The sequence below is a fragment of the Collinsella aerofaciens genome (assembly GCF_964283865.1).
Taxonomy (GTDB): domain Bacteria; phylum Actinomycetota; class Coriobacteriia; order Coriobacteriales; family Coriobacteriaceae; genus Collinsella.
In genome coordinates this window covers 1-26638 of the sequence record NZ_CAXYLS010000004.1, presented here as the reverse complement: position 1 = coordinate 26638, position 26638 = coordinate 1, and the positions used below count along the sequence as shown (strand labels likewise).

The 26638-nt window shown below is 59.7% G+C and carries 27 protein-coding genes; 25 read left to right on the top strand and 2 right to left on the bottom strand.

Going from position 1 to position 26638, the window contains the following annotated elements; genetic code table 11:
* Positions 1-70: 70 nt before the first annotated feature.
* The 10 genes from lspA (at position 71) to ACRX4W_RS03795 (ending at position 9440) form a co-directional block, all read left to right on the top strand.
* Positions 71-598, top strand: coding sequence for a signal peptidase II (lspA, locus tag ACRX4W_RS03840; RefSeq protein WP_432299253.1), 528 nt, complete (start codon positions 71-73; stop codon positions 596-598).
* On the top strand, positions 598-1611 hold the full coding sequence (locus ACRX4W_RS03835; protein WP_117757598.1) for an RluA family pseudouridine synthase: 1014 nt from the start codon (positions 598-600) through the stop codon (positions 1609-1611). The genes lspA and ACRX4W_RS03835 overlap by 1 nt, the downstream gene beginning before the upstream one ends.
* A gap of 82 nt (positions 1612-1693) precedes the next feature.
* Positions 1694-2989: a glycosyltransferase family 2 protein gene (locus ACRX4W_RS03830; RefSeq protein ID WP_117736295.1), complete on the top strand. Its 1296-nt coding sequence runs from the start codon at positions 1694-1696 to the stop codon at positions 2987-2989.
* Positions 2990-3068: 79 nt separating this feature from the next.
* Positions 3069-3491, top strand: a complete 423-nt coding sequence (locus tag ACRX4W_RS03825) for a prepilin peptidase (protein ID WP_117736296.1) — start codon at positions 3069-3071, stop codon at positions 3489-3491.
* A gap of 31 nt (positions 3492-3522) precedes the next feature.
* Complete coding sequence (locus tag ACRX4W_RS03820; RefSeq protein WP_432299251.1) at positions 3523-4770, top strand: deoxyguanosinetriphosphate triphosphohydrolase family protein; 1248 nt, start codon at positions 3523-3525, stop codon at positions 4768-4770.
* Positions 4771-4830: 60 nt separating this feature from the next.
* A complete protein-coding gene (locus tag ACRX4W_RS03815; protein WP_432299249.1) occupies positions 4831-6180 on the top strand; it encodes a replication-associated recombination protein A in 1350 nt (449 codons plus the stop codon).
* Between the two features lie 100 nt (positions 6181-6280).
* Positions 6281-6868 (top strand): hypothetical protein, encoded by a 588-nt coding sequence (locus ACRX4W_RS03810; RefSeq protein ID WP_117758144.1) that lies wholly within the window; start codon positions 6281-6283, stop codon positions 6866-6868.
* A complete protein-coding gene (locus tag ACRX4W_RS03805; RefSeq protein WP_432299246.1) occupies positions 6861-7238 on the top strand; it encodes an ATP-binding protein in 378 nt (125 codons plus the stop codon). Before ACRX4W_RS03810 ends, ACRX4W_RS03805 begins: the two co-directional genes overlap by 8 nt.
* 1 nt (position 7239) lies before the next feature.
* A complete protein-coding gene (locus ACRX4W_RS03800) occupies positions 7240-8031 on the top strand; it encodes an RNA polymerase sigma factor SigF (protein ID WP_117635146.1) in 792 nt (263 codons plus the stop codon).
* Complete coding sequence (locus tag ACRX4W_RS03795; protein ID WP_432299244.1) at positions 8028-9440, top strand: AI-2E family transporter; 1413 nt, start codon at positions 8028-8030, stop codon at positions 9438-9440. Before ACRX4W_RS03800 ends, ACRX4W_RS03795 begins: the two co-directional genes overlap by 4 nt.
* 6 nt (positions 9441-9446) lie before the next feature.
* Here the strand turns inward: ACRX4W_RS03795 and ACRX4W_RS03790 are convergent, their stop codons facing one another.
* Positions 9447-9686, bottom strand: coding sequence for a hypothetical protein (locus tag ACRX4W_RS03790; protein ID WP_117736302.1), 240 nt, complete (start codon positions 9684-9686; stop codon positions 9447-9449).
* A gap of 194 nt (positions 9687-9880) precedes the next feature.
* Between ACRX4W_RS03790 and alaS the strand changes: the two genes are divergently transcribed.
* The 14 genes from alaS to ACRX4W_RS03720 all read left to right on the top strand — a co-directional run bounded on the left by alaS (position 9881) and on the right by ACRX4W_RS03720 (position 23076).
* On the top strand, positions 9881-12538 hold the full coding sequence (gene alaS, locus ACRX4W_RS03785) for an alanine--tRNA ligase (RefSeq protein WP_432299242.1): 2658 nt from the start codon (positions 9881-9883) through the stop codon (positions 12536-12538).
* Between the two features lie 9 nt (positions 12539-12547).
* A complete protein-coding gene (gene ruvX / locus ACRX4W_RS03780; RefSeq protein WP_432299240.1) occupies positions 12548-12976 on the top strand; it encodes a Holliday junction resolvase RuvX in 429 nt (142 codons plus the stop codon).
* Positions 12969-14417: an endolytic transglycosylase MltG gene (gene mltG, locus ACRX4W_RS03775; RefSeq protein WP_432299238.1), complete on the top strand. Its 1449-nt coding sequence runs from the start codon at positions 12969-12971 to the stop codon at positions 14415-14417. Before ruvX ends, mltG begins: the two co-directional genes overlap by 8 nt.
* A complete protein-coding gene (locus ACRX4W_RS03770; RefSeq protein ID WP_117646451.1) occupies positions 14404-14901 on the top strand; it encodes a YqeG family HAD IIIA-type phosphatase in 498 nt (165 codons plus the stop codon). The genes mltG and ACRX4W_RS03770 overlap by 14 nt, the downstream gene beginning before the upstream one ends.
* An 8-nt stretch (positions 14902-14909) precedes the next feature.
* Positions 14910-15443: a shikimate kinase gene (locus ACRX4W_RS03765; protein WP_035138190.1), complete on the top strand. Its 534-nt coding sequence runs from the start codon at positions 14910-14912 to the stop codon at positions 15441-15443.
* Positions 15440-16549, top strand: coding sequence for a hypothetical protein (locus tag ACRX4W_RS03760; protein WP_432299235.1), 1110 nt, complete (start codon positions 15440-15442; stop codon positions 16547-16549). Before ACRX4W_RS03765 ends, ACRX4W_RS03760 begins: the two co-directional genes overlap by 4 nt.
* A gap of 132 nt (positions 16550-16681) precedes the next feature.
* Positions 16682-17812, top strand: coding sequence for a M24 family metallopeptidase (locus ACRX4W_RS03755; protein ID WP_343000843.1), 1131 nt, complete (start codon positions 16682-16684; stop codon positions 17810-17812).
* 160 nt (positions 17813-17972) lie between these two features.
* Positions 17973-18536, top strand: coding sequence for an elongation factor P (gene efp, locus ACRX4W_RS03750; protein WP_117799248.1), 564 nt, complete (start codon positions 17973-17975; stop codon positions 18534-18536).
* 24 nt (positions 18537-18560) lie between these two features.
* Positions 18561-18923 (top strand): Asp23/Gls24 family envelope stress response protein, encoded by a 363-nt coding sequence (locus ACRX4W_RS03745; protein ID WP_432299232.1) that lies wholly within the window; start codon positions 18561-18563, stop codon positions 18921-18923.
* Between the two features lie 3 nt (positions 18924-18926).
* The gene (gene nusB / locus ACRX4W_RS03740; RefSeq protein WP_349076110.1) at positions 18927-19520 is read left to right on the top strand and encodes a transcription antitermination factor NusB; all 594 of its coding nucleotides are present in this window, start codon (positions 18927-18929) and stop codon (positions 19518-19520) included.
* Between the two features lie 2 nt (positions 19521-19522).
* The gene (locus tag ACRX4W_RS03735; RefSeq protein ID WP_006233978.1) at positions 19523-19762 is read left to right on the top strand and encodes an exodeoxyribonuclease VII small subunit; all 240 of its coding nucleotides are present in this window, start codon (positions 19523-19525) and stop codon (positions 19760-19762) included.
* Between the two features lie 35 nt (positions 19763-19797).
* Positions 19798-20601, top strand: coding sequence for a TlyA family RNA methyltransferase (locus ACRX4W_RS03730; protein WP_229028394.1), 804 nt, complete (start codon positions 19798-19800; stop codon positions 20599-20601).
* Positions 20598-21458, top strand: coding sequence for an NAD(+)/NADH kinase (locus tag ACRX4W_RS03725; protein ID WP_117746039.1), 861 nt, complete (start codon positions 20598-20600; stop codon positions 21456-21458). Before ACRX4W_RS03730 ends, ACRX4W_RS03725 begins: the two co-directional genes overlap by 4 nt.
* On the top strand, positions 21448-23076 hold the full coding sequence (locus tag ACRX4W_RS03720; protein WP_432299230.1) for a DNA repair protein RecN: 1629 nt from the start codon (positions 21448-21450) through the stop codon (positions 23074-23076). Before ACRX4W_RS03725 ends, ACRX4W_RS03720 begins: the two co-directional genes overlap by 11 nt.
* Before the next feature lie 221 nt (positions 23077-23297).
* Here ACRX4W_RS03720 and ACRX4W_RS03715 read toward each other — a convergent pair whose 3' ends face one another.
* The gene (locus ACRX4W_RS03715) at positions 23298-24155 is read right to left on the bottom strand and encodes a MurR/RpiR family transcriptional regulator (protein ID WP_226790721.1); all 858 of its coding nucleotides are present in this window, start codon (positions 24153-24155) and stop codon (positions 23298-23300) included.
* Between the two features lie 272 nt (positions 24156-24427).
* Between ACRX4W_RS03715 and ACRX4W_RS03710 the strand changes: the two genes are divergently transcribed.
* Positions 24428-26431 carry a fructose-specific PTS transporter subunit EIIC gene (locus ACRX4W_RS03710; RefSeq protein ID WP_368138533.1) on the top strand — a complete coding sequence of 668 codons (2004 nt, stop codon included), beginning with the start codon at positions 24428-24430 and terminating at the stop codon, positions 26429-26431.
* Positions 26432-26638: the final 207 nt, after the last annotated feature.

Below are 26638 nucleotides of genomic sequence, written 5' to 3'. Positions count from 1 at the left end.
GGGTCGTACTGGGGATATGACGCCGCCTTTGCGTTGGCGGTTGGGTGTTGCTGGTGGGATGGCGCTGGTTGTGCTGCTTCTTGACCAGCTGACCAAGTTTGCGGTTCGTGCCGTGGGCGACGCTTTGCATGTGACCGTCATCCCTGGTGTCATCGACTTTATGTTTGTCCGCAATATCGGTGCCGCCTTTAGCATGGGCGAGGGGCATGGCATCGCGTTTGCCGTGCTGGCGTTGGCGGTCATTATCGCTATTTTTGTGTACCTCGTTCGTGCACCCCAGCTTGCCCATCTTGAGGTTGTGGGCATGGCGATGGTTGCGGGCGGTGCTATCGGTAACGCAATCGATCGTTTGGCCTTTGGCTTCGTGACCGATTTTATTGCCACCACCTTCATCGACTTCCCCGTCTTCAATGTGGCCGATGTCGGCATTACGGTCGGTGTGGTGCTTGCCCTCATCGGCTACATGTTCTTGAGTCCTGCGGCCCGTGAGGTCGATGCGACCGCCGAGCTCAACGCCCGTGACGAGGTCCGCGCTAAGCGCAAGGCCCAGCAGCGTGGGGAGCGTGCCCGCAAGATTCGCGAAAGGAGCGAGCGCTAATGGCCGACATCCATATCCTTGTTGCCGACGATGCCGCTGGTCAGCGTCTTGACGCCTATCTGGGCGCTAATGACGGCTGCCCTACGCGCTCTGCCTGCGCGCATCTGATCGAGGGCGGTGCCGTTGCCGTCAACGGCGAGACATGCCTGTCAAAAAAGTATGCCGTGCGCTCCGGCGACCGTATTTCGGTCGATTTGCCCGAGCCGCACGATCCCACCGATGTGATTCCCGAGGCCATTCCCCTCGATATCCGCTACGAGGACGACTACCTCATCGTGCTCTCCAAGCAGCGCGGTCTGGTGTGCCATCCCGCCCATGGCCACGAGAGCGGCACCCTTGCGAACGCCTTGGTCTATCACTGTGGCATTGACCATCTGGGCACCGTGCAGGGCGAGGACCGCCCCGGCATCGTGCATCGCCTGGATCGTGACACCTCGGGCCTTATGCTCGCGGCAAAAGACGACGACACCCAGCGCGCGCTCCAGAATCTCATCCGCACGCGCACGCTCGACCGCCGCTACATTACGCTCGTCCACGGCCACATTGCCATGGACGAGGGCACCATTAACACCGGCATTGCCCGTTCTACGCGCGACCGTGTCAAGATGGCGGTTTCGGACGATCCTTTCGCGCGCCAGGCCATTACGACCTTTAGGGTCCTCGAGCGCTTCGATTCCACGCGTTTTGACGATGGCTATACGCTCGTCGAGTGCCACCTGTTTACGGGTCGCACGCATCAGATTCGCGTGCATATGCGCCATATCAACCACGCCTGCGTGGGCGATCCGCTCTACGGTAAGTGCGATGCGCGTGCCGACCAGGGTTTGACCAGGCAATTCCTCCATTCCTGGCGTGTGGCGTTCGATCATCCCGTGACGGGGGAGCACATTGAGTGCCGCGATGAGCTGCCGTGGGATCTCGCCGCCGTTCTGGATGACCTAGCCCCGCGCTCGCTCGGCCGCACTGCCGCCGGCGACGAAATCGTTCCGCAGCTCGGTCTGCTCGAAGCCTAACCAGTATTAGGTGGTTTCTTGAACTCGGTTAGCCTACGGTAAGATATACGGTTGTTTACGTAACGCGTTCTCGGGAGCCTGCATGCTCGCCTTTTTACAAACCAACACACCCATCGTGATCTTCAACCAGATTGTGGTTACGCTGCTCACGGTCTGCTTTCTGTACCAGGTGGTCTTCTTTGTCATTGGCGCTCTTCGTGGCGAGGTCGCGCCTCCCAAGGCCAAAAAACTCCACCGCTATGCCTTCTTCATTGCGGCGCATAACGAGGAGGCCGTGATCGCCAATCTCGTACGCTCTATCAAGGATCAGGACTATCCGTCCGAGCTCATCGAGGTCTTCGTGGTCGCCGATGCTTGCACCGACAACACGGCGCAGCTCGCGCGCGAGGCCGGTGCCATTGTTTACGAGCGCAATGACCTGGCCCGCAAGGGCAAGAGCTGGGTCATGGATTTTGGCTTCGACCGCATCCTTAACGAGTATCCCGACACCTTCGAAGGTTACTTTATCTTCGATGCAGATAACGTCATCGCCCGCGATTACGTGTCCAAGATGAACGATGCCTTTGACCAGGGCTTCCATGTGGTCACGAGCTATCGTAACTCCAAGAACTTCGGCAGTTCGTGGATTTCCTCTGCCAACGCCACCTGGTATTTGCGTGAGGCCCGCTTCCTCAACAACGCGCGTAATATCTGCAAGACGTCCTGCGCCGTCTCGGGCTCGGGCTACCTTATCTCCGCCAGTGTTATCGAGGGCATGCACGGCTGGCAGTTCCATACACTGACCGAGGACATCCAGTTCACCACGTTCTGCGCCATTCACGGCATCCGCATCGGTTATGCGCCGGCGGAGTTCTTTGACGAGCAGCCGGTGACGTTTAAGGCGTCCTGGAAACAGCGCATGCGCTGGACCAAGGGCTTCTACCAGGTTTTTTTTACCTACGGCAAGCATCTGGTCAAGTCGACGTTCCGCTATCATCGCTTTGCCGCATATGACATGTTTATGACCATCGCTCCGGGCATGCTGCTGTCCCTGATCTCCATGCTCGCCAATGCGACGTTCCTGATCGTGGGTGGCCTTTCGCATGGTTTCTTGGCTACCGAGGTCGAGATGCAGGCTTGTGCCGCCTCGCTTATCATGACGTTCGTGATGATGTACCAGACCTTCTTTATCCTGGCGCTGCTCACGACCATCTTTGAGTACAAGCACATTCATTGCGCTCAAAAGTGGCGCCTGGTGACCAACCTGTTTACCTTCCCGATCTTTATGTTCAGCTATATCCCCATCACGGTTGCCGCGCTGTTCCTGAAGGTCGACTGGGTGCCCACGCAGCACGCCGTTAACGTTACCCTCGACGAGGTCATGCAGGGCGCAAAATAACCACGATCAGAACCACCACAAAGGGGATACACCTTTGTGGTGGTTTTTGCTTTAGAACAGCCGTCCCGGGAGGTGTCCTGTGGTCTATATCCCATTTTGGATCTGCGCCTTTGCCGGCGCGGCGATTGATATCCGCGAGCGGCGGTTTCCCAACGCGCTTGCTGCTGCGTGTGCCGTGGCGGCGTTTGCGGGCGTGTGGCTGGATGGGGGCTTAAACACGGCACTTGACCACGCTGGCCTTGCGGTCATCGTGTACCTTTCTCTTGTGCTGACTGAGTCGCTTTGGCGGCGACATCGCCAGACCCCCGGCATCGGCATGGGAGATGCCAAGGCGCTCTTCGCGCTTTGCACGCTCGACCCTATGGGTGGCTTCGTGGCATTTGCCGCCGCGCTCCTGGCCCTGGCCCTCTCCTGCCTCATCACGAAATCGCGCTCCCTGCCATTGCTCCCGTTTTTGGTGCCGATTTTTGCCATAATCGAGGTTGTGGGCTGCACTTTGTAACCGATTGCGCATCCTTCTTAAGGAGCATGCCATGGCAACTAATCAAGAAACGGCCGTCATTAAGGCGCGCATGGACCGAATTCCTTCGGCGTTGTCGCCCGAACTTTTCGAGCGCATTGCCACCGATCGTGCTTCGGGCTATGTTAACCCGTATCGTTGCAACGACGATCAGGTCATTCGTCGTATTGATCGCGCCTCCGACAAAGGCACGCTTATGCGTCCGGCGTTTATGCGCGATACCGAAAAGATTCTTCATCTTCCGGCGTACACTCGCTATGCCGGCAAAACACAGGTCTTCAGTTTTCGCAGCAACGACGACCTGTCGCGTCGTGGCCTGCACGTGCAGCTTGTTTCGCGCATTGCGCGCGATATCGGTTGCGCCCTGGGGCTCAACTGCGATCTGATCGAGGCGATTGGCTTAGGCCACGACTTGGGCCACACGCCTTTCGGCCATGCCGGTGAGCGTTTTCTCAACGATATCTATCATGAGCGCACGGGTCGCTACTTTTTCCATAACGTGCAGTCGGTCCGCGTGCTCGACGCCCTGTATGGCCGCAACGTGTCGCTCCAGACGCTCGACGGCGTGCTATGCCATAACGGCGAGTACGAGCAACGCGTGTTTGAATTGTCGGATATGGGCTCCTTTGACCAGTTCGATCAGGCGGTCGAGGACTGCATCGCCACGGGCTATGGCGCCATTGGGCACCTGCGTCCCATGACGCTCGAGGGCTGCGTCGTTCGCATCTCGGATATTCTTGCCTACGTCGGTCGTGACCGTCAGGATGCGATCGCGGCGGGTCTGCTTTCGCCCGACGCTTTTGACGATGGTCGGGGCGGCGCCTATAACAGCTGGATCCTCACGCACGCTTCCATCGATATCGTTGAGCATAGCTATGGTAAGCCGCGCATCGAGATGAGCGAGGACCTGTTTGAGGAAATTCGCCGAGCCAAGCGCGAGAACTACGAGAAGATCTATAGCAAGGGCGGTATCGAAGGCGATTCCGAGGAGGAGCTGCGCGAGGCGTTCGGAAAGCTCTACGACCGTTGCCTGCGGGATCTAAACAGTGGCGACGAGTCCTCTTATATCTTTAAGCACCATATTTCGCGCATTGAGCAGCAGCTTTCCTACTACGATCGTACCTATGCCTGGCAGGACGACAAGGATCAAGCCGTGGTGGATTACATCGCGAGCATGACGGACGGCTATTTCTGCGAGCTGACGAGCAAGCTATTCCCTGGTCTGGAGTTTCCGCACCGCACCTATATTAACGAACGGTAGTTCGTATTTATTCGGTATACTGTTTGTGGAAAACGTTTTTGATTGATGCACGGGATGGCTATGGACGACCTTTTTTCTGCTTCGACGCGCGAGCGTTCCTTTCAGAATGCGCCGCTTGCGGTGCGCATGCGCCCCAATTCGCTCGACGATTATGTGGGCCAGCAAAAGGCCGTCGGTAAGGGCTCATGGTTGCGTGCCGCGATCGAGCACGACGTGCTTTCGAGCGTGATTCTGTACGGGCCGGCCGGTACGGGTAAGACGACGCTGGCCCACATTATCGCCAACCATACTAAGAGCGAGTTTGTCGAGGTCAGCGCCGTGACGGGCACCGTAAAGGACTTGCGCCGCGTGATCGATGAGGCCAAGACGCGCCTGAATACGTACGACCGCCGCACCATTCTATTCATCGATGAGATTCACCGCTTCTCTAAGTCGCAGCAGGATGCCCTGCTGCATGCAGTTGAGAACCGTACCGTCATTATGATTGGCGCTACGACGGAGAATCCGTACTTCGAGGTCAACTCGGCGCTGCTCTCACGTGGTCGAGTCGTGGAGCTTGAGCATTTAAAGGACGAGGATATCGCCATGCTTATCGAGCGTGCGCTCGAGGCGCCTCAGGGCCTGAACGGCAAATTCTCGGCCGATGATGATACGGTCAAGACCATTTGCACGCTGGCAGCGGGTGATGCACGCTCGGCCCTGACGACGCTTGAGTTGGCGAGCGAGATTGCCGTCACGCGTCCCGATACCGAGGGGACGCCGGCTCCGGCGGCGGGGGAGCGGTATCCCATCACGGTCGACGATGTGAAGATCGCCAATCCGCGCCGTGGGTTTTCGTATGACAAAAACGGTGACATGCACTACGACATTATCAGTGCGTTCATTAAGTCCATGCGCGGCAGCGACCCCGATGCTACCATTTATTGGCTCGCGCGCATGATCGATGCAGGGGAGGATCCCAAGTTTATTGCACGCCGTATTATGATTCAGGCTTCTGAGGATGTTGGCAACGCCGATCCGCAGGCGCTTTTGGTGGCGCATGCCGCGTTTAAGTCTGCCGAGGTCATTGGCTATCCCGAGTGCCGCATTAACCTGGCTCAGGCTGCACTCTATGTGTGCTTGGCGCCTAAATCCAACGCGTGTGAGGCTTCAATCGATGCGGCGCTGGCCGATATCCATTCTAGTGGGCTTCGTGAGGTGCCGAGCTATCTGCGCGATCGTCATCGTCCGGGCAGCGACGAATACGGTGTGTATAAGTATCCGCACGATTATCCCGAAGGCTGGGTCGACCAGCGCTATTTGCCCGAGGGGCTGGAGCGCGGCGCCTTCTGGCATCCTGCCGGCCGCGGTTGGGAAGAGTGGCGTGTTGAGCAAAGCGAACGCGACCGTAGCGGTAATGCTCCGAAGTAACTGCTGATTATTTTGTCCCAGGATCTCACGCTTGGCATGTTCGGTCCCCTTTGGGGTACCATGAACAGCGTCTGTATTTCGATTCCTTTGGGAGGCTTGTATGAGTCCCATTCAAATCGCCCTGCTGTTGCTCGCCGTTGCCGGCGTGTGGGCTGTTGTCGAGCTCGCGCTCACGCTGCGCAAGACCCGCACCGTCGTTGATTCGCTCGACAAGACGGTGAGTGACCTTAACAATACGCTCGCCGAGGCACAGCCTGTGGTGGCAAAGCTCGACGGCGCTGTCGATGAGCTCACCCCCGCGCTGGCACAGGTTGAGCCGCTCCTCAAGTCGAGCAAGACTGCCGTTGATGCTCTGACGTCTAACCTCGTTGAGGTTGAGGCGGTCGTTCGCGACATCTCCGAGGTCACGGGCAGCGTGGCTGAGGCCAGCAATGCCGTATCGAGCGTAACTGATTCTGCTGCTGGCGCCGTGCAGAAGCTCTTCAATAAGGTGAAGGCTCCTGCAGCCGACGCCGATCGCAAGCTCGCCGCTGCCGCCGCCGAGGCCGAGCAGCCCACTGAGCGCGTTCTGATTGGCGACGACGATGCCGCTGCTGACGACGATGATGTTCAGAAGCCCGCTGCTAAGCCTGCTCAGTATTACACCTATACGCCTGCCGAGACCTCCGAGGAGTCCTGCGATGAGTAGCGAAGCAACCTGCCCCATTACGCTGAGCGTTGCCGGTGATCCGCGTCTCGCGCGCTTGGTGCGCATGACGGCCGCCAACGTCGGCGCCCTGTGCTCTATGTCCGTCGATCGCATCGAGGACATTCGTATGGCTGCCGAAGAAGCCTTCATCTTTGGCTGCACGGCTGTTGATTCCGACGATATCTTGATCAAATTCGATGTCGACGAATCGCATGTGGGCATGACCTTTACCTTTGGCGACCAGGCGACTGTTGATGAGGATGACCAGGCTGCCGTGTATGCCGAGCTCATTTTGGCGAGTGTGTGCGACTCCTACGAAAAGACTACAGCGCCCCTAACGCTTTCCCTCGACCTCAAGGCGGATATCTAATATGACCGAACGCTCCCGGAGCGGCAAGACCGCTTGGGACAAGGAGAAAACCCGCGAGCTGTTTCGTCGTTATAAGGAGACCGGTGATCCGGATGCTCGCGAGCAACTCGTCATGTCCCATATGAACCTGGTAAGGTTTCTTGCCAACAAATTCAAGAACCGCGGCGAGCCGCTCGATGACCTTTTGCAGGTCGGGTACTTGGGCTTGCTCAAGGCTATCGATCGCTTTGATCCCGAGCGTGGACTTGAGTTCACGACGTTTGCCACACCCACCATCTTGGGCGAGATTAAGCGCCACTTCCGCGACAAGGGCTGGAGTGTGCGCGTGCCGCGTCGTCTGCAGGAGCTCTCTGCCAAGGTTAACCAGGCCACCGATAAGCTTACCAACGAGCTTCAGCGCTCGCCCAAGGTTGAGGAAATCGCCGATTACCTTGGCGTGACCGTCGACGAGGTGCTCGAAGCCATGGAATCGTCCTCGGCCTACACCTCGGTGCCCATCGAGGCCCCCGGTGCGTCCGATTCCGATGATGCGCCTTCGATTCTCGATCGCTATGCCGACGACGACAACGAGCTCGACTTTACCGATGACCGCCTGGTAATCGAGGAAGCCATCCGCGATTTCTCGCCGCGCGAGCGCGAGGTTATCGAGCTGCGCTTCGTTAAGGGCATGACCCAGATCGAGATTGCCAAGAAGCTTGGCATCTCGCAGGTGCAGGTCTCGCGCCTGCTGCGCCGTACCCTTAAGAAGATTCAAGATAAGATCGACCCCGACGGAGTGATGGTTCGTTCATGAGTGAGCACCCCCAACAAATCGACCGCACGCTGCGTGATACCCGTATTCTGACGCTGCGCATTTGGGGCGTCGTCGGCTGCATTGTTATCGCTGCCGTCATCTTTAACCTTATGGGCATCCTGGCGCCGGTTATCGAGTTTTTGGCAGTCGGTTCCATCATCGCTTTTGTCATGTCGCCGATCACCAACTGGCTCGAGCATCACGGCGTGAATCGCGGCATCGGTTCGCTTATCGCGCTTATTGTGGTCGTGGCGGTGCTCGTTGGTGTTGTCTGCATCCTCTCGCCTATTTTGCTCGGTCAAATCATGGAAGTCCTGAGCCGCCTGCCCGAGCAGCTTCGTGTTGCGGGTGGCGATCTCAACGAGATGCTCTCGCACGCCAAGACGCTCAACAACACGCCGCTCAAGGAGTATCTGGACGACAATCTTTCTTCGCTGGTTACCGTAGCGTCCAAGTACGTCTCGCAAATCGCTGCCGAGCTCGGTCGCGGTGTATTCCCGCTCATTACCAATACGGCCTCGCAGCTGTTCGTCATCTTCCTGGGCTTGGTGCTTGCCTATTGGTTGGCCTGCGACTATCCCCGTATGCACCACGAGGTCTGCACCATCATCGGACAGGAAAAAGAGACCTCGTACCGCTTTATGGTTGCCATCCTTTCACGCTCGGTCGGCGGCTATATGCGCGGCATGGTCGTGACGTCCATCTGCGGTGGCTTTTTGGCTTTTATCGGCTTTACGCTCATTGGCCATCCATACGCAGCACTTATGGCCATCTTCACCGGCATCATGCACTTGGTTCCGGTTGTCGGTCCCTGGGTGAGCGCGGCGATCGCCACGGTGCTCGGGTTTATGTTCAGCCCTATGCTGGCGTTATGGACGCTTGTCGTGACCATGGTGGCTCAAAACGTCACCGATAATGTCATTTCGCCTAAGGTCATGCAGAGCTCGGTGCAGGTGCATCCCGTTATGAGCCTGACGGCTCTCGTTATCGGTTCGGCACTCATGGGTCCCATCGGCATGGTTATCGCCATTCCGCTGTGCGCGGCCCTCAAGGGCATTTTCGTCTACTACTTTGAGAACGAGACCGGTCGCCAGCTCGTGGCATACGATGGCGCCGTGTTTAAGGGCACGCCGTATCGCGATACCGAGGGCAACCCGGTCGCCGCCTACGACGCGCTCGGCGACGACACCTTCATCTACGAGTCCGAGCTCATCGGCAACGAGACCGCGCCCGAGGCCAAGGCTATGCCCAAGCCCGAGCTCGATAATCCCTGGATCAAGCTCTCGGGTCTTCAGCCCGATGCCACGGGTTTCTTCAAGAATCCCTTCGCCAAGGATGACGATTCCAGCTCTGATGACGATACCAAAACCGGCATCGACGGGTCCATGGACGATTCGGATTCTAAATAGGCCCCATTAACGTTTCTTGAAGTTGTAAATGACAAGAAACGCGAGCAAAGCGATTGATAAGGGACCGGCAACATAGAAAAAGAGAATGTCAATTGCGCGTAAAGTGTAATAAGCCTTATCGCCGGACATTACTGCATACAACACGTAGCCAAATGCTGGTTGGTTTGCGTACCAGCAGGAGAAAGCCAATAGCGTTAAAAGTGCCGCTAACAGAAGTGCATTGAGGAAAAATCGTTTGCTTTTCATTGATCGCTCCTTCCGGGTGACTCTTATATGTAATTCTACAGCAGTCCTTTTTCAAAGGATCGCACAGTACTAAATAACGTGCACTTTCGCTGGAGGGTCGCTGTTTGGCGGCTCTCTTTTTTGCACAGGCGCGGTGGGATGGTAATATCTTTACGTTTGAACTGTTTCGATGTGAAACCGAGGAGACTCCCTCTATGAGTGCTGACTACCCGTCAATGACTACGGCCGAGATTCGCTCTAAGTTCCTCAACTTCTTTGAGGAGCGCGGTCTTAAGCTCTATCCTTCTTCGTCCCTCGTCCCCGACGACCCTTCGCTGCTGCTTGCCAACGCCGGCATGAACCAGTTTAAGGAGTATTACCAGGGCAAGAAGACCATGAAGGAGATCGGCGCGATCTCCTGCCAGAAGTGCGTCCGCACCAACGACATCGACTGCATCGGCGAGGACGGCCGTCACCTGTCCTTCTTCGAGATGCTCGGCGACTTCTCCTTTGGTGGCGTCTCCAAGCAGCAGGCCTGCGCTTGGGCCTTTGAGCTCATCACCAAGGAGTTCAAGCTGCCGCTCGACCGTCTGTACTTCACCGTCTTTACCGAGGACGACGAGACACATGACGTGTGGCGCTCCCTGGGCGTTGCCGAGGATCACATCTCGCGTCTGGGCGAGGACGACAACTTCTGGGCTGCTGGCCCCACCGGCCCCTGCGGTCCGTGCTCCGAGATCTACTTTGACATGGGCGAGGAGGTCGGTTGCGGCAGCCCCGACTGCAAGCCTGGCTGCGACTGCGATCGCTTCCTTGAGTTCTGGAACCTCGTGTTTACCCAGTACGACCGCCAGGAGGATGGCTCCATGCCGGAGCTGCCGCACCGCAACCTCGATACGGGCATGGGTCTGGAGCGCATGGCCGCCATCATGCAGCACAAGACCGCTAACTACGACGGCGATCTGATGCAGCACCTCATCAAGCTGGGCGAGAAGATCAGCGGCAAGACCTATGACGCCGACGATTATTCCGGTGCCAGCCGCTCCCTGCGCATCATCGCGGATCACTCTCGTGCCGTTGACTTTATGATCTCGGACGGCATTCTCCCCGGTAACGAGGGTCGCGAGTATGTTCTTCGCCGCCTGCTCCGCCGCGCCGTGTTCCACGGTCGTCTGCTGGGCATCGAGGGCGCCTTCCTAACCAAGTTTATCGACGAGGTCAACACTCAGATGGGCGAGGCCTATCCCGAGCTGCTCAAGAACGTCGCGCTCGTTAAGGGCATCGTCGCCTCCGAGGAGGAGCGTTTCTCCACGACGCTCGACAACGGCCGCGTCTACCTGGATGAGGCCCTGGCCGCGCTTGCCGAGGGTGCTGTCCTTCCGGGCGACGTCGCCTTTAAGCTGCATGACACCTTTGGTTTCCCCATTGACCTGACCGTCGAGATTGCCGGCGTCGCTGGCCACGACGTCGACATGGACGGCTTTACCGCCTGCATGGAGGACCAGAAGGCCCGCGCTCGCGCCAACGCCAAGGGCGACGCCTGGGGCAGCTTCAACGACGTGTGGGTCGAGCTTTCGGACAAGGTCGCTGCGACCGAGTTCGACGGCTATGACAACGATGTGATCGAGGATGCCAAAGTTGTCGCTATCGTTCGCAACGGCGAGTCCGTCGAGTCCGCCGCTGCGGGCGAGGATGTCGAGGTTGTTCTCGACCGCACCCCGTTCTACGCCGAGATGGGCGGCCAGCAGGGTGACGCCGGCGAGCTTTCCGCCGAGGGCGTTGCGCTGACCGTTTCCGATACCAAGAACCACAACGGCCTGTATGCTCACGTCGCCCACGTCACCGAGGGTACGCTGACCGTCGGTACTACCGTGACCGCCGCGCTCGACGCCGAGCGCCGTGGCTTCCTGCGTCGCAACCACACCGCCACGCACCTGCTCGACGCCGCGCTTAAGCAGGTCCTGGGCAAGCATGTCTCCCAGGCTGGCTCGCTGGTGACGCCCGAGCACCTGCGCTTTGACTTCACGCACTTCGAGGCCCTGTCCTCCGAGCAGCTCAAGGCTGTCGAGGACCTGGTCAACCAGCAGATCTTCGCCTCCAAGCCGGTCGTGACCCGCGTCATGGGCATCGACGAGGCCAAGGCCGCCGGTGCTGTCGCCCTGTTTGGCGAGAAGTATGACGACGTCGTCCGCGTTGTCTCCGTGGGCGCCGAGGACCAGCCGTTCTCCCGTGAGCTTTGCGGTGGCACCCATGCCGCCAACACCGCCGAGATCGGCCTGTTCAAGATCATTTCCGAGTCCTCTACGGGCTCCAACGTCCGCCGCATTGAGGCCGTGACCTCTAAGGGTGCTCTCGACTACATGGCCGACCGTCTGGCGCTCGTCGACGCCGCCGCTGCTGCGCTCAAGTGCCGTGTGGATGAGGTTCCCGCCCGCGTGGAAAACCTGCAGGCTGAGCTGCGCGAGACGTCCAATAAGCTTAAGAAGGCGCTGACCGGTGGCTCCTCCGATGCTATCTCCAGCGCCATCGAGGGCGCCGTCGAGCTCGACGGCTACAAGCTCGTCGTCGCTGAGCTCCAGGGCCTTGAGGCTGCTGACCTGCGCAACGTCTGGGATACCGTGCACCAGAAGGTCGCCGGCCCCGTCGCCTGCGTCGTCGCTAGCGTGACCGAAAAGGGCACCCCGGCCCTGCTCGCTGCCGGCTCCGATGACGCCGTCAAGGCCGGTTTCCACGCCGGTAACGTGATCAAGCAGATCGCGGGCCTGGTCGACGGTCGCGGTGGCGGTCGTCCCAACATGGCCCAGGCTGGCGGCAAGAACGCTGCCGGTATCGCCGATGCCCTCGCGGCTGCCAAGACCGCGCTCGGCGCTTAAGTAGTCGCTGTGGTCGCGCTCGCGCTGGACATAGGGGAGACCCGGATTGGCATTGCCGTCTCGAGCCGTGATGGCAAGATGGCAATGCCCGTCAAGGTGCTCCCGGCTGCCGAGGTCACTGGCATGGCCAAGACGTTCCGATACCTGGTTGAGGACTATGAGCCCGATATCCTGGTAAGCGGACGTCCCTTGACCATGGCCGGTGAGCCCGGCCCCCAGGCCGAGCACGTTGCCGCCGTTGCGCAAAAGATTGCCCAAGAGCTCGATCTTCCGCTTGAGTTTGAGGATGAGCGCCTGTCCTCGCAAGAGGCAAAGCGTATCCTGCGCGAGCAGGGACTCAACGAAAAGCAGATGAGGGGCAAGATTGACATGATCGCCGCCAGCCTGTTCTTGCAGACGTGGCTCGATCGCAAAAACGAGGAGGTTTCGCATGCCTAGCGCTTCCGATCCGCGCCAGCAGAATCGTACACGGCAGCCGGCGTCGCGCCCTGCTCAGCCTGGCCAGCGTCCGGCACAGCCGACGCAGCGCGCAGCTCAGCCTGCCGCGCGCTCGGTGCAGTCCTTCTCTCATTCGGCCCAACCTGTTCAACGGACGGGTCAGCAGCCTTCTGCTCGTTCTGTTCAGCATTCGGCTTCTCACGCGGCTCAGCAGCCCACTGCTCGTACGGCCCAGCCTGCAGGCGGTACCCGCTTTAAGCAGCAGGCACCTACCCAGCGAACTCAGGCCCCTCAATCGCATTCGCATCACACTCGCGGTTCGCATGGCGTTGCTCCGGCGACCCGCTCGAGCTACAACACGCATGCTCGTCGCGGTGCTCAAAAGAAGAGTGCTCCGGTTCCCATGATCATCGGCGTTGTGGTGGCGGTGCTTGCGCTTGCTGCGATCGCTTTCTTTGTCGTGCCGGCCGTCAAGGGCTTCTTCGCCGGTGGGGATACCAAGGTCACGGCTGGTCAGCAGGTTACGGTGACCATTCCCGACGGTGCTTCGGGCGATACTATCGCCTCGATTCTCTCCGAGAACCATATCGTCGAAAATCCCAAGGATTACTATGCGGCGGTGAAAAAGCTCAACGCCGATATGTCGCTCAAGCCTGGCACCTATTCGTTTACCACGCTCATGGATGCGACCAAGGTTGTTCAGCAGCTCATGGAAGGTCCCAACGCGGGCTCCAATGCGCTGACTATCCCTGAGGGCCTAACGGTCGATCAAGTCGCCGACCGTGTGGCCCAGGCCTACGACGGCATCTCTAAGGAAGACTTCCTCAACCAGGCCAAGGCCTCCAACTACGTGGACGACTATAGCTTCCTTAAGGGCGCCGCCAACGACTCGCTTGAGGGTTTCTTGTTCCCCAAGACTTATTCGTTGGGCGATTCGCCGACGGCCGATGACGTGATTCGTGCTATGCTCGATCAGTTTAAGACCGAGTACAAGTCGCTTGACTTTGCGAGCTGCGAAGCCAAGATCAAGGAGCGCTATGGTGTGGAGATGTCCGACTACGACATCGTCAACTTGGCCTCTATCGTTGAGCGCGAGGGCCTCAACGCCGATCAACGTGCGCACGTGGCCTCGGTCTTCTACAACCGCCTTGCCGGCAAGCTCGACGGTCTGCGCTATCTCAACAGCGATGCGACCATGATGTATGTCACCGGTGGCGAGGTTACCGCCGACGACCTGCAGAGCGATAGTCCGTATAACACCTATAAGCACGAGGGCCTGCCGCCCACGCCCATCTGCTCTCCGTCGCTCGAGGCGCTTAAGGCCACGCTTGAGCCGACCGACTCCGATGACCTGTATTTCTACATTACGCAGGACGAGGAGTACTTCTCGCAAACCTACGAAGAGCATCAACAGTCTTGGAATTTGCATGAGGATTTTTAGCCCCAAACGATACGTTGCCTCGGTCGATCGCATCGACCTTGATACCCTGTGGGCCGACGGCAAACGCGCCATTCTGCTCGATCGCGATAACACCCTGGTGCCGCGCGACACCGAGCAGGTTCCCGCCGCGGTTTCCGCTTGGCTCGATGCCGCCCGCGCCAAAGGCTTTAAGCTGTGCATGGTGTCCAACAACTGGCATCGCGACCAGGTCATGAGCTCTGCACGCGAGCTGGGACTCGAGGCCATCAGCCACGCCATGAAGCCGGCGCCGTTTGCCCTCAAGGCGGGTCTTAAGCGCCTCGGCGCCACAGCCGACGAGGCGGTGCTGATCGGTGATCAGCTCTACACTGATGTGTGGAGCGGCAATTTTGCCGGCGTCGATACTATCCTGGTTAAGCCGCAGGCAACCCAGGACCTGTGGTACACGCAGATCTTCCGTATCTTTGAGCGCCGGGCCCTGCGCGACCTTCCCTGCGAGGAATAGGTTTCGCCATGTCTCAGCACATCAAACACGGCTGCGACCATATCTTCTTTATCGGCTTTTTGGGCGCGGGCAAATCGACACTCGCGCGCAACGTCGGCACTATGTTCAAGCGGCGTTTTATCGATACCGACCGCCTGGTCGTGCGCCGTTGCGGCAAGTCGGTAACCGAGATTTTTGAGACCGAGGGCGAGGATCGTTTTCGCGAGCTCGAGACCTCGGCGCTCCGTTCGCTCCAAAGCGAGCGCAGCCTGTTGGTTTCGTGCGGGGGCGGTATCGTCGAGACGCCGGTGAATATTGAGTTGATGCACGAAATGGGTACGTGTGTGTACCTCGAGGGCGACTTCGAGGATTCGATTCGCCAGATTCGTCGGTCCGACACGCGCCCCGATTTCCGCTCGCCCGAGCATGCCGCGCGCCTGTTTGAGCATCGCCGTCCGCTGTATCGACAGGCCGCCGACCTTACCCTTGATATTCGCAACAAGTCCTTCGAGGACGTTTCCTACCTTTGTGCCGAGATGCTTTTGGAGCGTGGACTGCTATGATTCGCCGTCAACTGATCAATTTCCAAAACCGCAGCGTCGATGTCCGTGTCGGATTGGGTGCGTTCGATGAGCTTTCGCGCATGTTTGCCTCGGCCGTGGGCAAGCCTAAGCGCGCGATGGTGGTTTGGAACGACGCCACATCCGAGCGTTTTGGCGAGGTCGTCGAGCATGCGCTGGTCGACGCCGGCTTTGCCGTGTCGCTGCTCGTCTTCGAGGTTTCGCCTGCCGGCGCTACGCTGGCCGATGCCGATACCGTCTTTGGCGCCCTGTCGGCTAACGGCATTACCTGCGACGATTTGGTTGTCGCCGTTGGCGATGCCTCAACCTGCTCGGTTGTTAGCTGGTGCGCCAACCAGTGGTGCGGTCGCACCGAGTGCGCGCTGCTGCCGACGACGTTTGACGCCATGCTCACGGTCGCGACGACCATGAAGCCGCTCGTCGCCTCGTCGGCCAATGCGCTTCCCGCTATCGCGTTTCGTCCCGAACCGGGCTTGGTCGTGTGCGACCTCGACCTTGTTCGCGAGGCGGACCCCGAGGACCTCAAGCTCGGCTATGCGGTACTTGTTGGCACCATGCTTTCGAGCAGCAAGTCCCGCTGGAATCAGTTTACTGAGACCGTCCCCGAGATTCTCGCGGGCGAGGAGGTCGCGCTCGTCAATGCCGTTCAGTGGTCTCAGACTGCCCGTAAGGACGTACTGATGGCCACGAACCCGAGCGCCCGCCATGCGCTCGATTTTGGCAAGATGGGGGAGCGTACCCTGCGCGCCTGCCTGGGTAAAGCCGCGGCGCAGGTTCCTGCCTACCAGCTGCTGTCTGAGGGCATGCGCTTTGAGGCGCGCTTAGCACATGATGCCTGCGACTTTGATATCGATTACGTCTTTGAGGTCGATGACTGCCTGGAGGACTTTGGTATCGAGGAACTTGCCTTCGATCTGGAGCCTGCCGCATATATCGAGGAGTTCCGCAGGCAGCAGTTCGCGCGCTCAAACCGCAGCATGCTGCCGCTGCCCGCGGCACTCGGCGCCATTCGCCTAACGAACGTTGAGGACGAGGTTCTTGAGCGCCATGCTCACGCCTACTTGGCTTCTCGCAAAGAACTTCTCTAAGTTTTATTGACATCCATCGTCTTTCGTATCATGTTGAGGGGCGGGTTTCCAATCGGTTGCGGATCGCATGCGATTCCGTCGTTCGGTTGAGACCCGTCCCGTCTTTTTAGAGACAACAAGAAAGGAATCTGCATGTCTGAGTTTGCTGCCGGTCCCGCCGGTCGTATCGAGCGTGTCCGTGCCCTTATGGCCGAGCGTGGCTACGACGCCATCGTGGTACGCGACGAGGCCAACCTTCGTTGGCTTACGGGCGTGAAAGGCGTCTTCGACTACACCTTCGAGTTTCCGCACGCTGCGTTTATTACGGCCGACCAGTGCCTGTTCCACACCGACTCGCGCTACCTCAACAGCTTTGAGGAGAACACGCCCGCCGGCAGCCCTTGGGTCTACGACATGGACGAGGGCACCATCCCCGGTTGGGTCGCCGGCAAAATCGCGGCCAACAAGTGCCGCGTCTGCGCTGTCGAGGACGACATGCAGATCAACTTCTATCAGGGTATTCAGCGTGGTCTGGAGGATCGTTCCGTCGCCTGCATGCTGCCGCTGATGCATGCCGACATTCGCAAGATGCGCGCCATTAAGGACGCTGAGGAGATCGAGCTCATGCGCCATGCGCAGTCGATCACCGACGCCGCCTTCCAGCACATGCTCGGCTTTATTAAGCCTGGTATGACCGAGAAGCAGGTTCGCAACGAGCTCGAGAACTTTATGTTCGCCAACGGCGCCGATAGCCTTGCCTTCGGCTCCATCGTGGCGAGCGGTCCCAACACCGCCAACCCGCATGCCGTGCCGAGCGACCGCGTGATCGAGAAGGGCGATTTCGTTCTTATGGATTACGGCGCGGGCTACTGTGATTACCGCTCCGACATGACACGCACCGTCGTGATGGGCGAGCCCACGCAGGAGCAAGTCGACCTGTACGCACTCGTGCGCCGCACGCACGAGGAATGCGTCGCCGCCATCCATCCGGGCGTCGAGGGCAACGACATCTTTAAGCTCTCCAAGAAGATCATCGGCGATGCCGGCTATGGCGATTACTATAACCATGGCTTGGGCCACGGCGTCGGTATCGACATCCACGAGCTGCCCAACTTCAACCGCAGCAAGAACACCATCGAGGTCGGCTCGGTTATCACCATGGAGCCCGGCGTCTACCTGCCCGGCGTGGGCGGCGTGCGCCTGGAGGACTACGGCGTGGTCACCGAGAACGGCTACGAGCCCTTCACTAAGACCCCGCATGACCTGCACGTTATCGATTGCTAGTCTACTTCGGTAGATAGTTTGGGGCGGGGCGTTCGGATCGATTCGGACGTCCCGCGTTCTCTTTTTATGCGCTCGCTGCAGGCGCCGTCTGCAAGTGTATAATTTCCATCGTATGTAATTTGGACGCTTGTGCGTTCTGCCCGTAACAAGAAAGGTCGCTATGCCTACCATTTCTACCGCCGACTTCAAGAACGGCCTCGGTCTCCGCATCAAGGACAAGGTCTACACCATTGTCGAGTTCCAGCATGTCAAGCCGGGCAAGGGCGGCGCGTTTGTGCGCTACAAGACCCGCGACATCAAGAGCGGCCGCGTCGTCGAGAACACCTGCAACGCCGGCACCAAGTTCGAGAGCGTCATGCTCACCACCCGTGAGTTCCAGTACCTCTACAACGATGGCACCGACTACATCTTCATGGACAACGAGTCCTATGAGCAGGTTCCCGTTCCCGAGGACATGGTGGGCGAGAACTCCAAGTGGCTGCGCGAGAACGACGTCTGCCAGCTGCTCTTCGCCGACGATGAGCTCATGGGCGTGACCCCGCCGATGTTCATCGAGACTACTATCGTCCAGACCGACCCGGGCTTTAAGGGCGACACCGTCCAGGGTTCCACCAAGCCGGCCACGATCGACACCGGCGCTGTTATCCAGGTCCCCATGTACCTCAATGAGGGCGAGGTCATCAAGGTTGACACCCGCGACGGCAAGTTCGTCTCCCGCGTCTAGCAACCAACTCTTCTAGGAGGATTCATGCTCCAGGAAATCAAGATTGACGGCATCGGCATTTCGCCCGATGTTCTGACCGCCATCGTCTCGCGCGCCGTGTCCGATGTCGAGGGCATCGCCTCCGTTGGCGTCAAGGACCTTGCCACCAACCTTGTCTCCATGATGCTCTCGTCCAAGGCCCCCGCTTCCGAGCCGGCGGTCGAGGCCGAGGTCGTCGGCGACAAGCTCGCACTCACTGTGCGTGTCGTGGTGTTCTTTGGCTATCCGTTCAAGAAACTCGCCGAGGCCGTTCGCGCCGCAGTGGTCGCCGCCATCGATGCCCAGGTTGGCGTTGAGGTCGAGCGCGTTGACGTTTGTATCGACGGCCTCGTTTTCCCCAAGGAGTAACCTTTGAGCCTTAAGGTTTATCGCGGGCGTACTCTTGCCCGCAGTCAGGCGCTTCAGCTTCTGTTCCAGGCCGAGGCCACGGACAGCCCGCTCGAGCGCGTCCTCGAGGGTGATTTCCTGATCTCGAAGGGTCCCCTCGACCCCTATGCGCTGGAGCTGTGCCGCGGTGCCTATGAGCATATCGACCGCATCGACTGTGCTCTGCGCTCTGTTGCCAAGAACTGGGATCTTATGCGCATGCCCGGCGCCGACCGCAACCTGCTGCGTATCGCCGTTTACGAGATGCGTTTCCTCACCGACGAGGAGGTCTCTGACGCCATCGTGATTAACGAGGCCGTCGAGCTTGCCAAGGCCTATGGCACCGACCAGTCCGCGTCGTTCGTCAACGGCGTGCTGGGTAAGATCGCTCGCAGCGAGGAGCTGCCGGGCGAGGACCTATACCAGGAGCTGCTGGCCGAAGATCGCGCTCGCGAGGAGGCACAGGCTGCCGAGGCTGCCGCAAAGGTTGCGGTTGCCCAGGCCGAGACTGGCGTGCTGTCCGAGGACGTGGACGCTGCTGAGGTCGCCGAGGCCGAGACCGGTACCGTCGAGGAGTAGCCATGCCAGAGGGTTCCGTCCGCAACTTCGACGAGATTTCGGACCGCTTGGACCAGATCATAGCTACCGTTCGCTCTAAGGATACGTCCTTGGAGCGTTCGCTCGATCTGTTTGACGAGGCGATTGAGCTGGGCTCCCGTGCGGTCGACATGGTCGACAAGTTTGAGCTGACGCCGCGTGAGGCCGACAAGCTCGAGCAGGAATACGATGAGGATGCGGCAAACGAATCCCAGGATAGCTAGGCCGCATCTCCGGATACGAATGGTTGATGGCATTCATGAAACGCGTGCGTCTTGATGACGAACTGATTTCACAGGGCATCTGCGCCGATCGCGCGGATGCCCTTCGCACTCTTATGGCTGGCTTGGTCTCGAGTGGCGGCGAGCGCTTGACTTCGCCGGGCCTTAAGGTGACCCCGGGCCTGCCGTTGCACGTGAAGGGGCGCATTCCCTATGTTGGCCGCGGCGGTCTTAAGCTCGAAGGCGCGCTTGATACGTTTGGTATCAATCCGACGGGCCTTGCCTGTCTGGATGTGGGCTGCTCTACCGGCGGCTTTACCGATTGCCTGCTCAAGCGCGGAGCTGCGACCGTTGTCTCGGTGGACGTTGGTCGCGCCCAGTTCGATTGGTCGTTACGTCAGGACGATCGCGTGACGCTGCATGAGCGCACAAACGTGACGCAGCTGCCTGAGCTTGGCTATGCCGGCGCCATCGACCTGGCTGTGTGTGATGTCTCGTTTACCAGCATCGCGAACATTATCGATGCGGTGCTGGCGTGCCTGGCGCCTACGGGTGCATTCTGCACGCTTGTAAAGCCGCAGTTTGAGGCTCCGGCGGCGCTGGTGGGTGAGGGCGGCATTGTGACCGATCCCGCCGTGCGCCGCGATACACTCGTTGCGGCAGTTGAACTCTTTGCTGCCAAGGGGCTGTTCCCGGTCGATGTGTGCGTGTCGCCCATTCATGGTGCCAAGGGAAACGTTGAGTTTTTCCTGTACGGCACGAGATTTGACCCCGGCGACCGCACGCAAGACGAGCTGCAATTCCAGGTATCGGTTTTGAGCGAGAAAGCTGCAACGCTATGAAGGTCTTTCTGGTTCCCAATTACTACAAGCAAGAGGCGGTTGAGAGCGGCCTGATGCTCGAGCTTTGGCTGACGCGCCAGGGCTATGAGGTCGCATGGGCTGCCGACCAGCGATCGAAGATTCAAAGCACGCCTGATATTGACGGCTCCGATCTGGTCATTACGCTCGGCGGCGACGGTACGTTGCTGCGCGCTGCCCGCATCCTCAACCATCGCGAGATTCCTATCCTCGGTCTTTCCTATGGTCACCTGGGCTTTTTAACTGCTGCGAGCCCCGAGGAGCGCGACATTCTGCAGGTCGTGAGCGACGCCCTTTCCGGCGAGCTGCACGTGAGCCGTCGCGCCACCATCGCCGCGGATATCGTGTCCGTGCGCGACGATGGCACGAAGGATGTCGTGCGCACGTTCGCCCTCAACGACATGGCGCTCACGCGCGGCCCCCTGTCCGATATGGTTGAGTTCGACATCACGGTGTCGGGCCACCATATCGATCGACTGCGTGGCGACGGCGTGGTCGTGTCCACGGCGACTGGTTCTACGGGGTACGCGCTCAGTGCAGGTGGCCCCATTGTGAGCCCCGACTATACGGGTATGGTCTGCGTACCCATTGCGCCGCACACCATTCAGGCCCGTGCCTTCTTGACTTCGCCGAGTGATGTCGTCGAAATCTTTATGTCCGATGATCGCCCGAGCGTTCCGGCGATCGCTATCGATGGACAGTTTATTACCTGCGACGGCACGGTCGAGAGCGTGGCCGTGCGCCGAGGCCCAGGCGATGTGCTGCTGCTCGACTACGGCCCCGAGAGTTTTTACAACTCGGTGAGCCGCGTATTCTACGGAGTCCGTCATGATCGATGAGCTGCAGGTTTCTAACATTGCACTCATTCGTGAGGCGACGCTGGTGCCGAGTGCCGGCCTGACTGTCCTGACAGGCGAGACCGGCGCCGGCAAGACCGCGCTGCTCTCGGCCCTTAAGCTTATTTTGGGCGAGCGTGCGGATTCGTCGACGGTGCGCGAGGGCGAGGCGCTGGCGAGCGTCGAGGCACGCCTGTTTGACGGCCCGCACGACACGGAGGGCTTCACGGTCCAGCGCAGCCTTTCTGCTGAGGGCCGCAGCCGCGTGAGGATTGACGGCCGCATCGCCAGCGTGCGCGAGCTTTCGGAGCGCGTCGGCGTGATGATGGATCTGTGCGGTCAGCACGAGCACCAGCGCCTCCTCGACCCGGCGCATCACGTTGCCATGGTCGATGCCTGGGCGGGGCGCTCTGCGCTCGAGGCACTCGAGCACTACCGTACTTGCTTTAAAGCCTCGCGCGCGGCTGCCAAGGAGGTCCGTCGCGTTGAGGAGGCCTCGCGTGCGCAGGGGAGTCGTGTCGAGGAGGCGCGCTTTGCCCTCGAGCGCATCGGCGAGGTCGACCCTAAGCCGGGCGAGTATGAGGAACTCGAGGAATTGCTGCCGCGCTCCGAACATGCCGAGGTACTGGTTGCCACAGCTAACGATGCCCATGCATCGCTTGCCGCCGAAGGGGGAGCGCTCGATGCCGTGAACAGCGCCGTGGCAGAGCTTTCCCGAATGGCTACCGTCGATCGCAAACTGGGCGACATTGCCGAGACGCTTTCGGATGCCTGCATCTCGCTTGAGGATTGTGCCAACGAGCTGCGCGCCTATCGCGATGGGGTCGCCTTCGATCCTCGCGAGCTCGCTCGCATGCGCGAGCGGTATTCCGACCTCAAGGGCCTGCTGCGTCAGTGGGGTCCGACCATGGACGATGTTTTTGCCATGCGTGATCGCTCGCAAGAGCTGCTTTCGCTGGTTGATGATGGCGATGAACAGATCAAAATGGCGCGTGAAGCGCTTGGCGCGGCGGAGCACGAACTGTTTGCTGCCGCCAAGGCGCTTAAGCGCGCTCGCAATACGGCGGCCCCGCGCTTCTGTCACGAGGTTGGCCGCCAGATGGCTCGCCTGGAGATGGGTAGTGCCGAGCTCGTCTGGGAGTCGCGCGATCTTCCCCGTGCTGAGTGGACGCCGGTTGGTCCTTCGAGTTACGAGCTGCTATACCGCAGCGGTGCCGGCTTGACGCCACGCCCCCTGCGCCGCATTGCGTCGGGCGGCGAGCTCAGCCGCGTCATGCTGGCAAGCAAGGTTGTCCTCGGTAACGCGGACGGTGTCGATACGCTGGTGTTTGACGAGGTCGATGCTGGTGTCGGTGGCTCCACGGCGCGTGCGCTCGCGGGCGTGCTGGCAGATCTCGCCGCTACGCATCAGGTGATTGTCGTAACCCACTTGGCGCAGGTCGCCGTCATGGCCGACAAGCATTATGTTGTCAGTAAGGAACCGGGCGATGTTCCCCAGACGCATTTGGACGAGGTAACCGGCGAAGCGCGTACCGCCGAGATCGCCCGCATGTTGAGCGGCGATCAGTCCGAGGCAAGCCTGGCGCACGCCAAACAGATGCTTGCGGAGGCGCGTGCCTAGGCCGAGCCGCCACATGTATGTCCAATCCGGCCGCCACGAAACGGGTCCATCTACTACGTTTGGCAGGGCATCGGCAACCACGCCAAGAATTGCAAAAAGAAAACCGCAGGTAGAACGCCTGCGGTTTTCTCTATTTTGGGTGTATGGTTGGCGCTTGAGGTTAAAACGTAGTAGATGGGCGGATTTCGTGGCGAGGGGCGTCTATCGGCTCCCCAATCTACCTACTCAACGACCTTATCCGGCTGGATGAGCTCCTCGTAGTAGCTGATATGCTCACGCGCGTCTTCAATCTCGGGCAGCAGGAAGTTGTAGATGACTTCGATGATCATCGTGGCACTGATCTTGGAGAACGCAAAGTCGCCTGTCGTCAGCAGCGCTTCGTGGTTGACGGTATTAAAAGTGTAGTCTGCCAGGCGCGCGAGTGGGGATTTGCTGTCACTGCTGATGACGACTACGGTTGCGCCGCAGTTGCGAGCCGCTTTTGCCATGCGATTCAATCGGCGCGATTTGCCGGAGTTTGAGATAAGCACGATGACGTCACCCGGGCGTAACGTGAGCGCAAAGCCGATTGATGTCTCGCTAATGGTGCTCGCCATGCAGCGCAGGCCCAGCTGCGAAAACTTAAACGTCGCATCGAGCGCGACCGCGTTCGTATTGCCCACAGCTGCAAACTCAATAACCCCTGCATGCTTAAGGGCATGCACAACAGCCGCCAGCGTATCGTGGTCGATCCCGTCGATGGTCGCATTAAGCTCGCTCACCTTGGCAGCCAGGATATTCTTGAGGCTCTGCTCCATATTGTCGAGCGAGACCTCGTCAGTCAGGCCCTCGTTACGCTGGCTTTCCAAATCCCTCGCCAACGAAAACTGAAAGCTGCGGAAGCTACCAAAGCCAAGCTTGCGGCAGAAGCGCGAAACGGTCGCCTCGGACGTGGCGGCGGCGCGTGAGAGCTGAGCGGCCGTGAGGCGCGGCGCCTCGGACTGGTGCTCCAATATATAGTCGACAATGCGCTGCTCGGACTCGCTGTATCCCTGATGGGTGCTTATGAGGGAAAGTGCGCTCTTGCTACTATCGGTCATGGATGGCTCCTGGTTGGCATGAAAATCCAATTTGATTTGCAATGCCATAGTATACGGGCATTTCCAATTACAAGATACACCTTGCCGTTTCAAGTGTTGATGGTAAACTTTCACCTACCGTTTACGGTTATGAAAGAACCTTTCACCGGAGAATTGCACCTTGCCTCTTCTCACGCGGACGGTAGGTTGGTATCTTTCAGTTGTGGAAAAACGCGCATCGAAGCGCGTGTAGGGGAGCGCCCGCGGGCGCTGTACTCAAGAAGGAGGGACACATGGCTAAGTTTGACATCATCGCCGCCACCGGTTGCCCGACCGGCATTGCGCACACCTTCATGGCGAAGGAAGCGCTGGAGAAGGCAGCTGCCGAGCGCGGTCTGACCATTAAGGTCGAGACTCATGGCCAGGTCGGTGTCGAGAACGAGCTCACCAAGAGTGAGATCGCTGGTGCCAAGGCCGTCGTCGTCGCAGCCGACAAGGATGTCCAGGCTGAGCGTTTCGCCGGTAAGCCCATGGTTTCCGTTGGTGTTTCCAAGGCCCTGTCCGTTGAGGCCGCCGGTAAGCTGATTGACCGCGCGCTCGCCGCCAAGGGCGACAGCACGGTTGCAGCCGCTGCCGATGTCGAGGATGAGGTCGAGGAGAAGGAGTCCATCGGCCACGTCATCTACAAGCACCTCATGAACGGCGTCAGCCACATGCTGGTCTTCGTTGTTGCTGGTGGTGTTCTGACCGCTGTCTCGTTCCTGTGGGGCATTACGTCCTTCGATTCGACGGCGTCTGACTACAACAGCTTTGCTGCGATGCTCAAGATCATCGGCGGCATCGCCATGAACCTTATGGTTCCGGTGCTTTCCGCCTACATCGCCGAATCCATCGGCAAGCGCCCGGCGCTCGTCCCCGGCTTTGTTGCCGGTATGATCGCCATCCAGGGCCTGCCTGTTAACGCCGAGACCGGCATGATCGATGCCGGTGGCGCCGGCGTGGGCTTCGGCTTCCTGGGCGGCATCGTCGGCGGCTTCCTTGCCGGCTATGTCATCTTGCTGCTCGAGAAGGTCTTTGCCGGTCTGCCCAAGAATCTGGACGGCCTCAAGGCTATCTTCCTGTACCCGCTGTTCTCGACGGCTATCGTCGGCCTGGTCATGCTCGGCATTTCCGGCCCCATGGCTGCCATCAACACCGCCATGATGGACTTCCTCAAGGGCCTGTCCGCCTCTGGCGCCGTTGTCCTGGGTCTTGCCATTGGCTGCATGTGCGCCTTTGACATGGGCGGCCCGGTCAACAAGGCTGCTTACGTCACCGGTACCGCTATGCTCACCGAGGCTCTGGCCGCCGGTGTTGGCACCGATACCTATAACTTCGGCACCAACTTCATGGCTGCCGTCTCCGCCGCCTGCATCGTTCCGCCGCTGATCACCACCTTTGCCGTCGTTGTCGGCAAGAAGTACTTCAGCCAGGAGGATCACGACGCCGGTGTCGTCAACCTCATCCTTGGTTGCACCCACATCACCGAGGGCGCCATTCCGTTCATGACCAAGAACATCTGGCCCGTCATGCCCATCATGATGCTCGGTTCCTCTATCGCTTCGATCCTGACCATTATGTTCAACGTTCACGATCCGGCGCCTCACGGTGGCTTCCTGGTCCTGCCCGTTGTCGAGAACGGTCCGCTTTGGGTCCTCGCGATCCTCATCGGCGCTGTGGTCGGTGGCATCCTGTTCGTGGCCTTCAAGAAGTACGACTTCGAGAAGAACCAGAAGGCCGCTCCTGTAGCCAAGCCCGTTGAGGCCCCCAAGGCCGCTGCCGTCGAGGCCCCCAAGGCCGAGGCTGCTGACTTCGTGAAGGTCGAGAACGTCTTTGTCGCCGAGGACTTCGCTTCTCGTGACGAGGCTCTGAGCTTCGTTTCCAACCAGGCCGTCAAGGCCGGTATCGCAAGCGACGCCGACGCCGTGATGAACGCCTTCCTGGCCCGCGAGGCCGAGGGCACCACGGGCATGATGGAGGGCTTCGCCATCCCGCATGCCAAGTCCGATGCCATTACCGAGGCTGCCGTTATCGTCGTCAAGGACGAGTCCGGCGTGACCGGTTGGGATACCATGGACGGCGCTCCCGTCAACGTGGCTATCGCCCTGCTCATCCCCGGTGCCCAGGCCGGCACTACGCACCTCAAGATCCTGTCCAAGGTCGCCGAGGCGCTCATGGACGAGGACTTCCGTGCCACCGTCAAGGGTTCCACCGACGCCGCCGAGATCGCCAAGACGATCAACGCCCGTCTGGTCTAATCCCGCAACACGCGAATACCATCGCCCCCTGTAACAAAGGCGAGGACTCCACTCGGAGCCCCCGCCTTTTTTCATTCCCTTCTGTAAGGTGCGGTGAAATAGGGATTGTTTAAACGTTTCAACCGCAAAAGGGGGTGCGGACGATTTCTTGGACCGCGCCTAGGCGTATCCAAGCTTCCTGCGGTACTCCATCGGGCTCAGCCACCC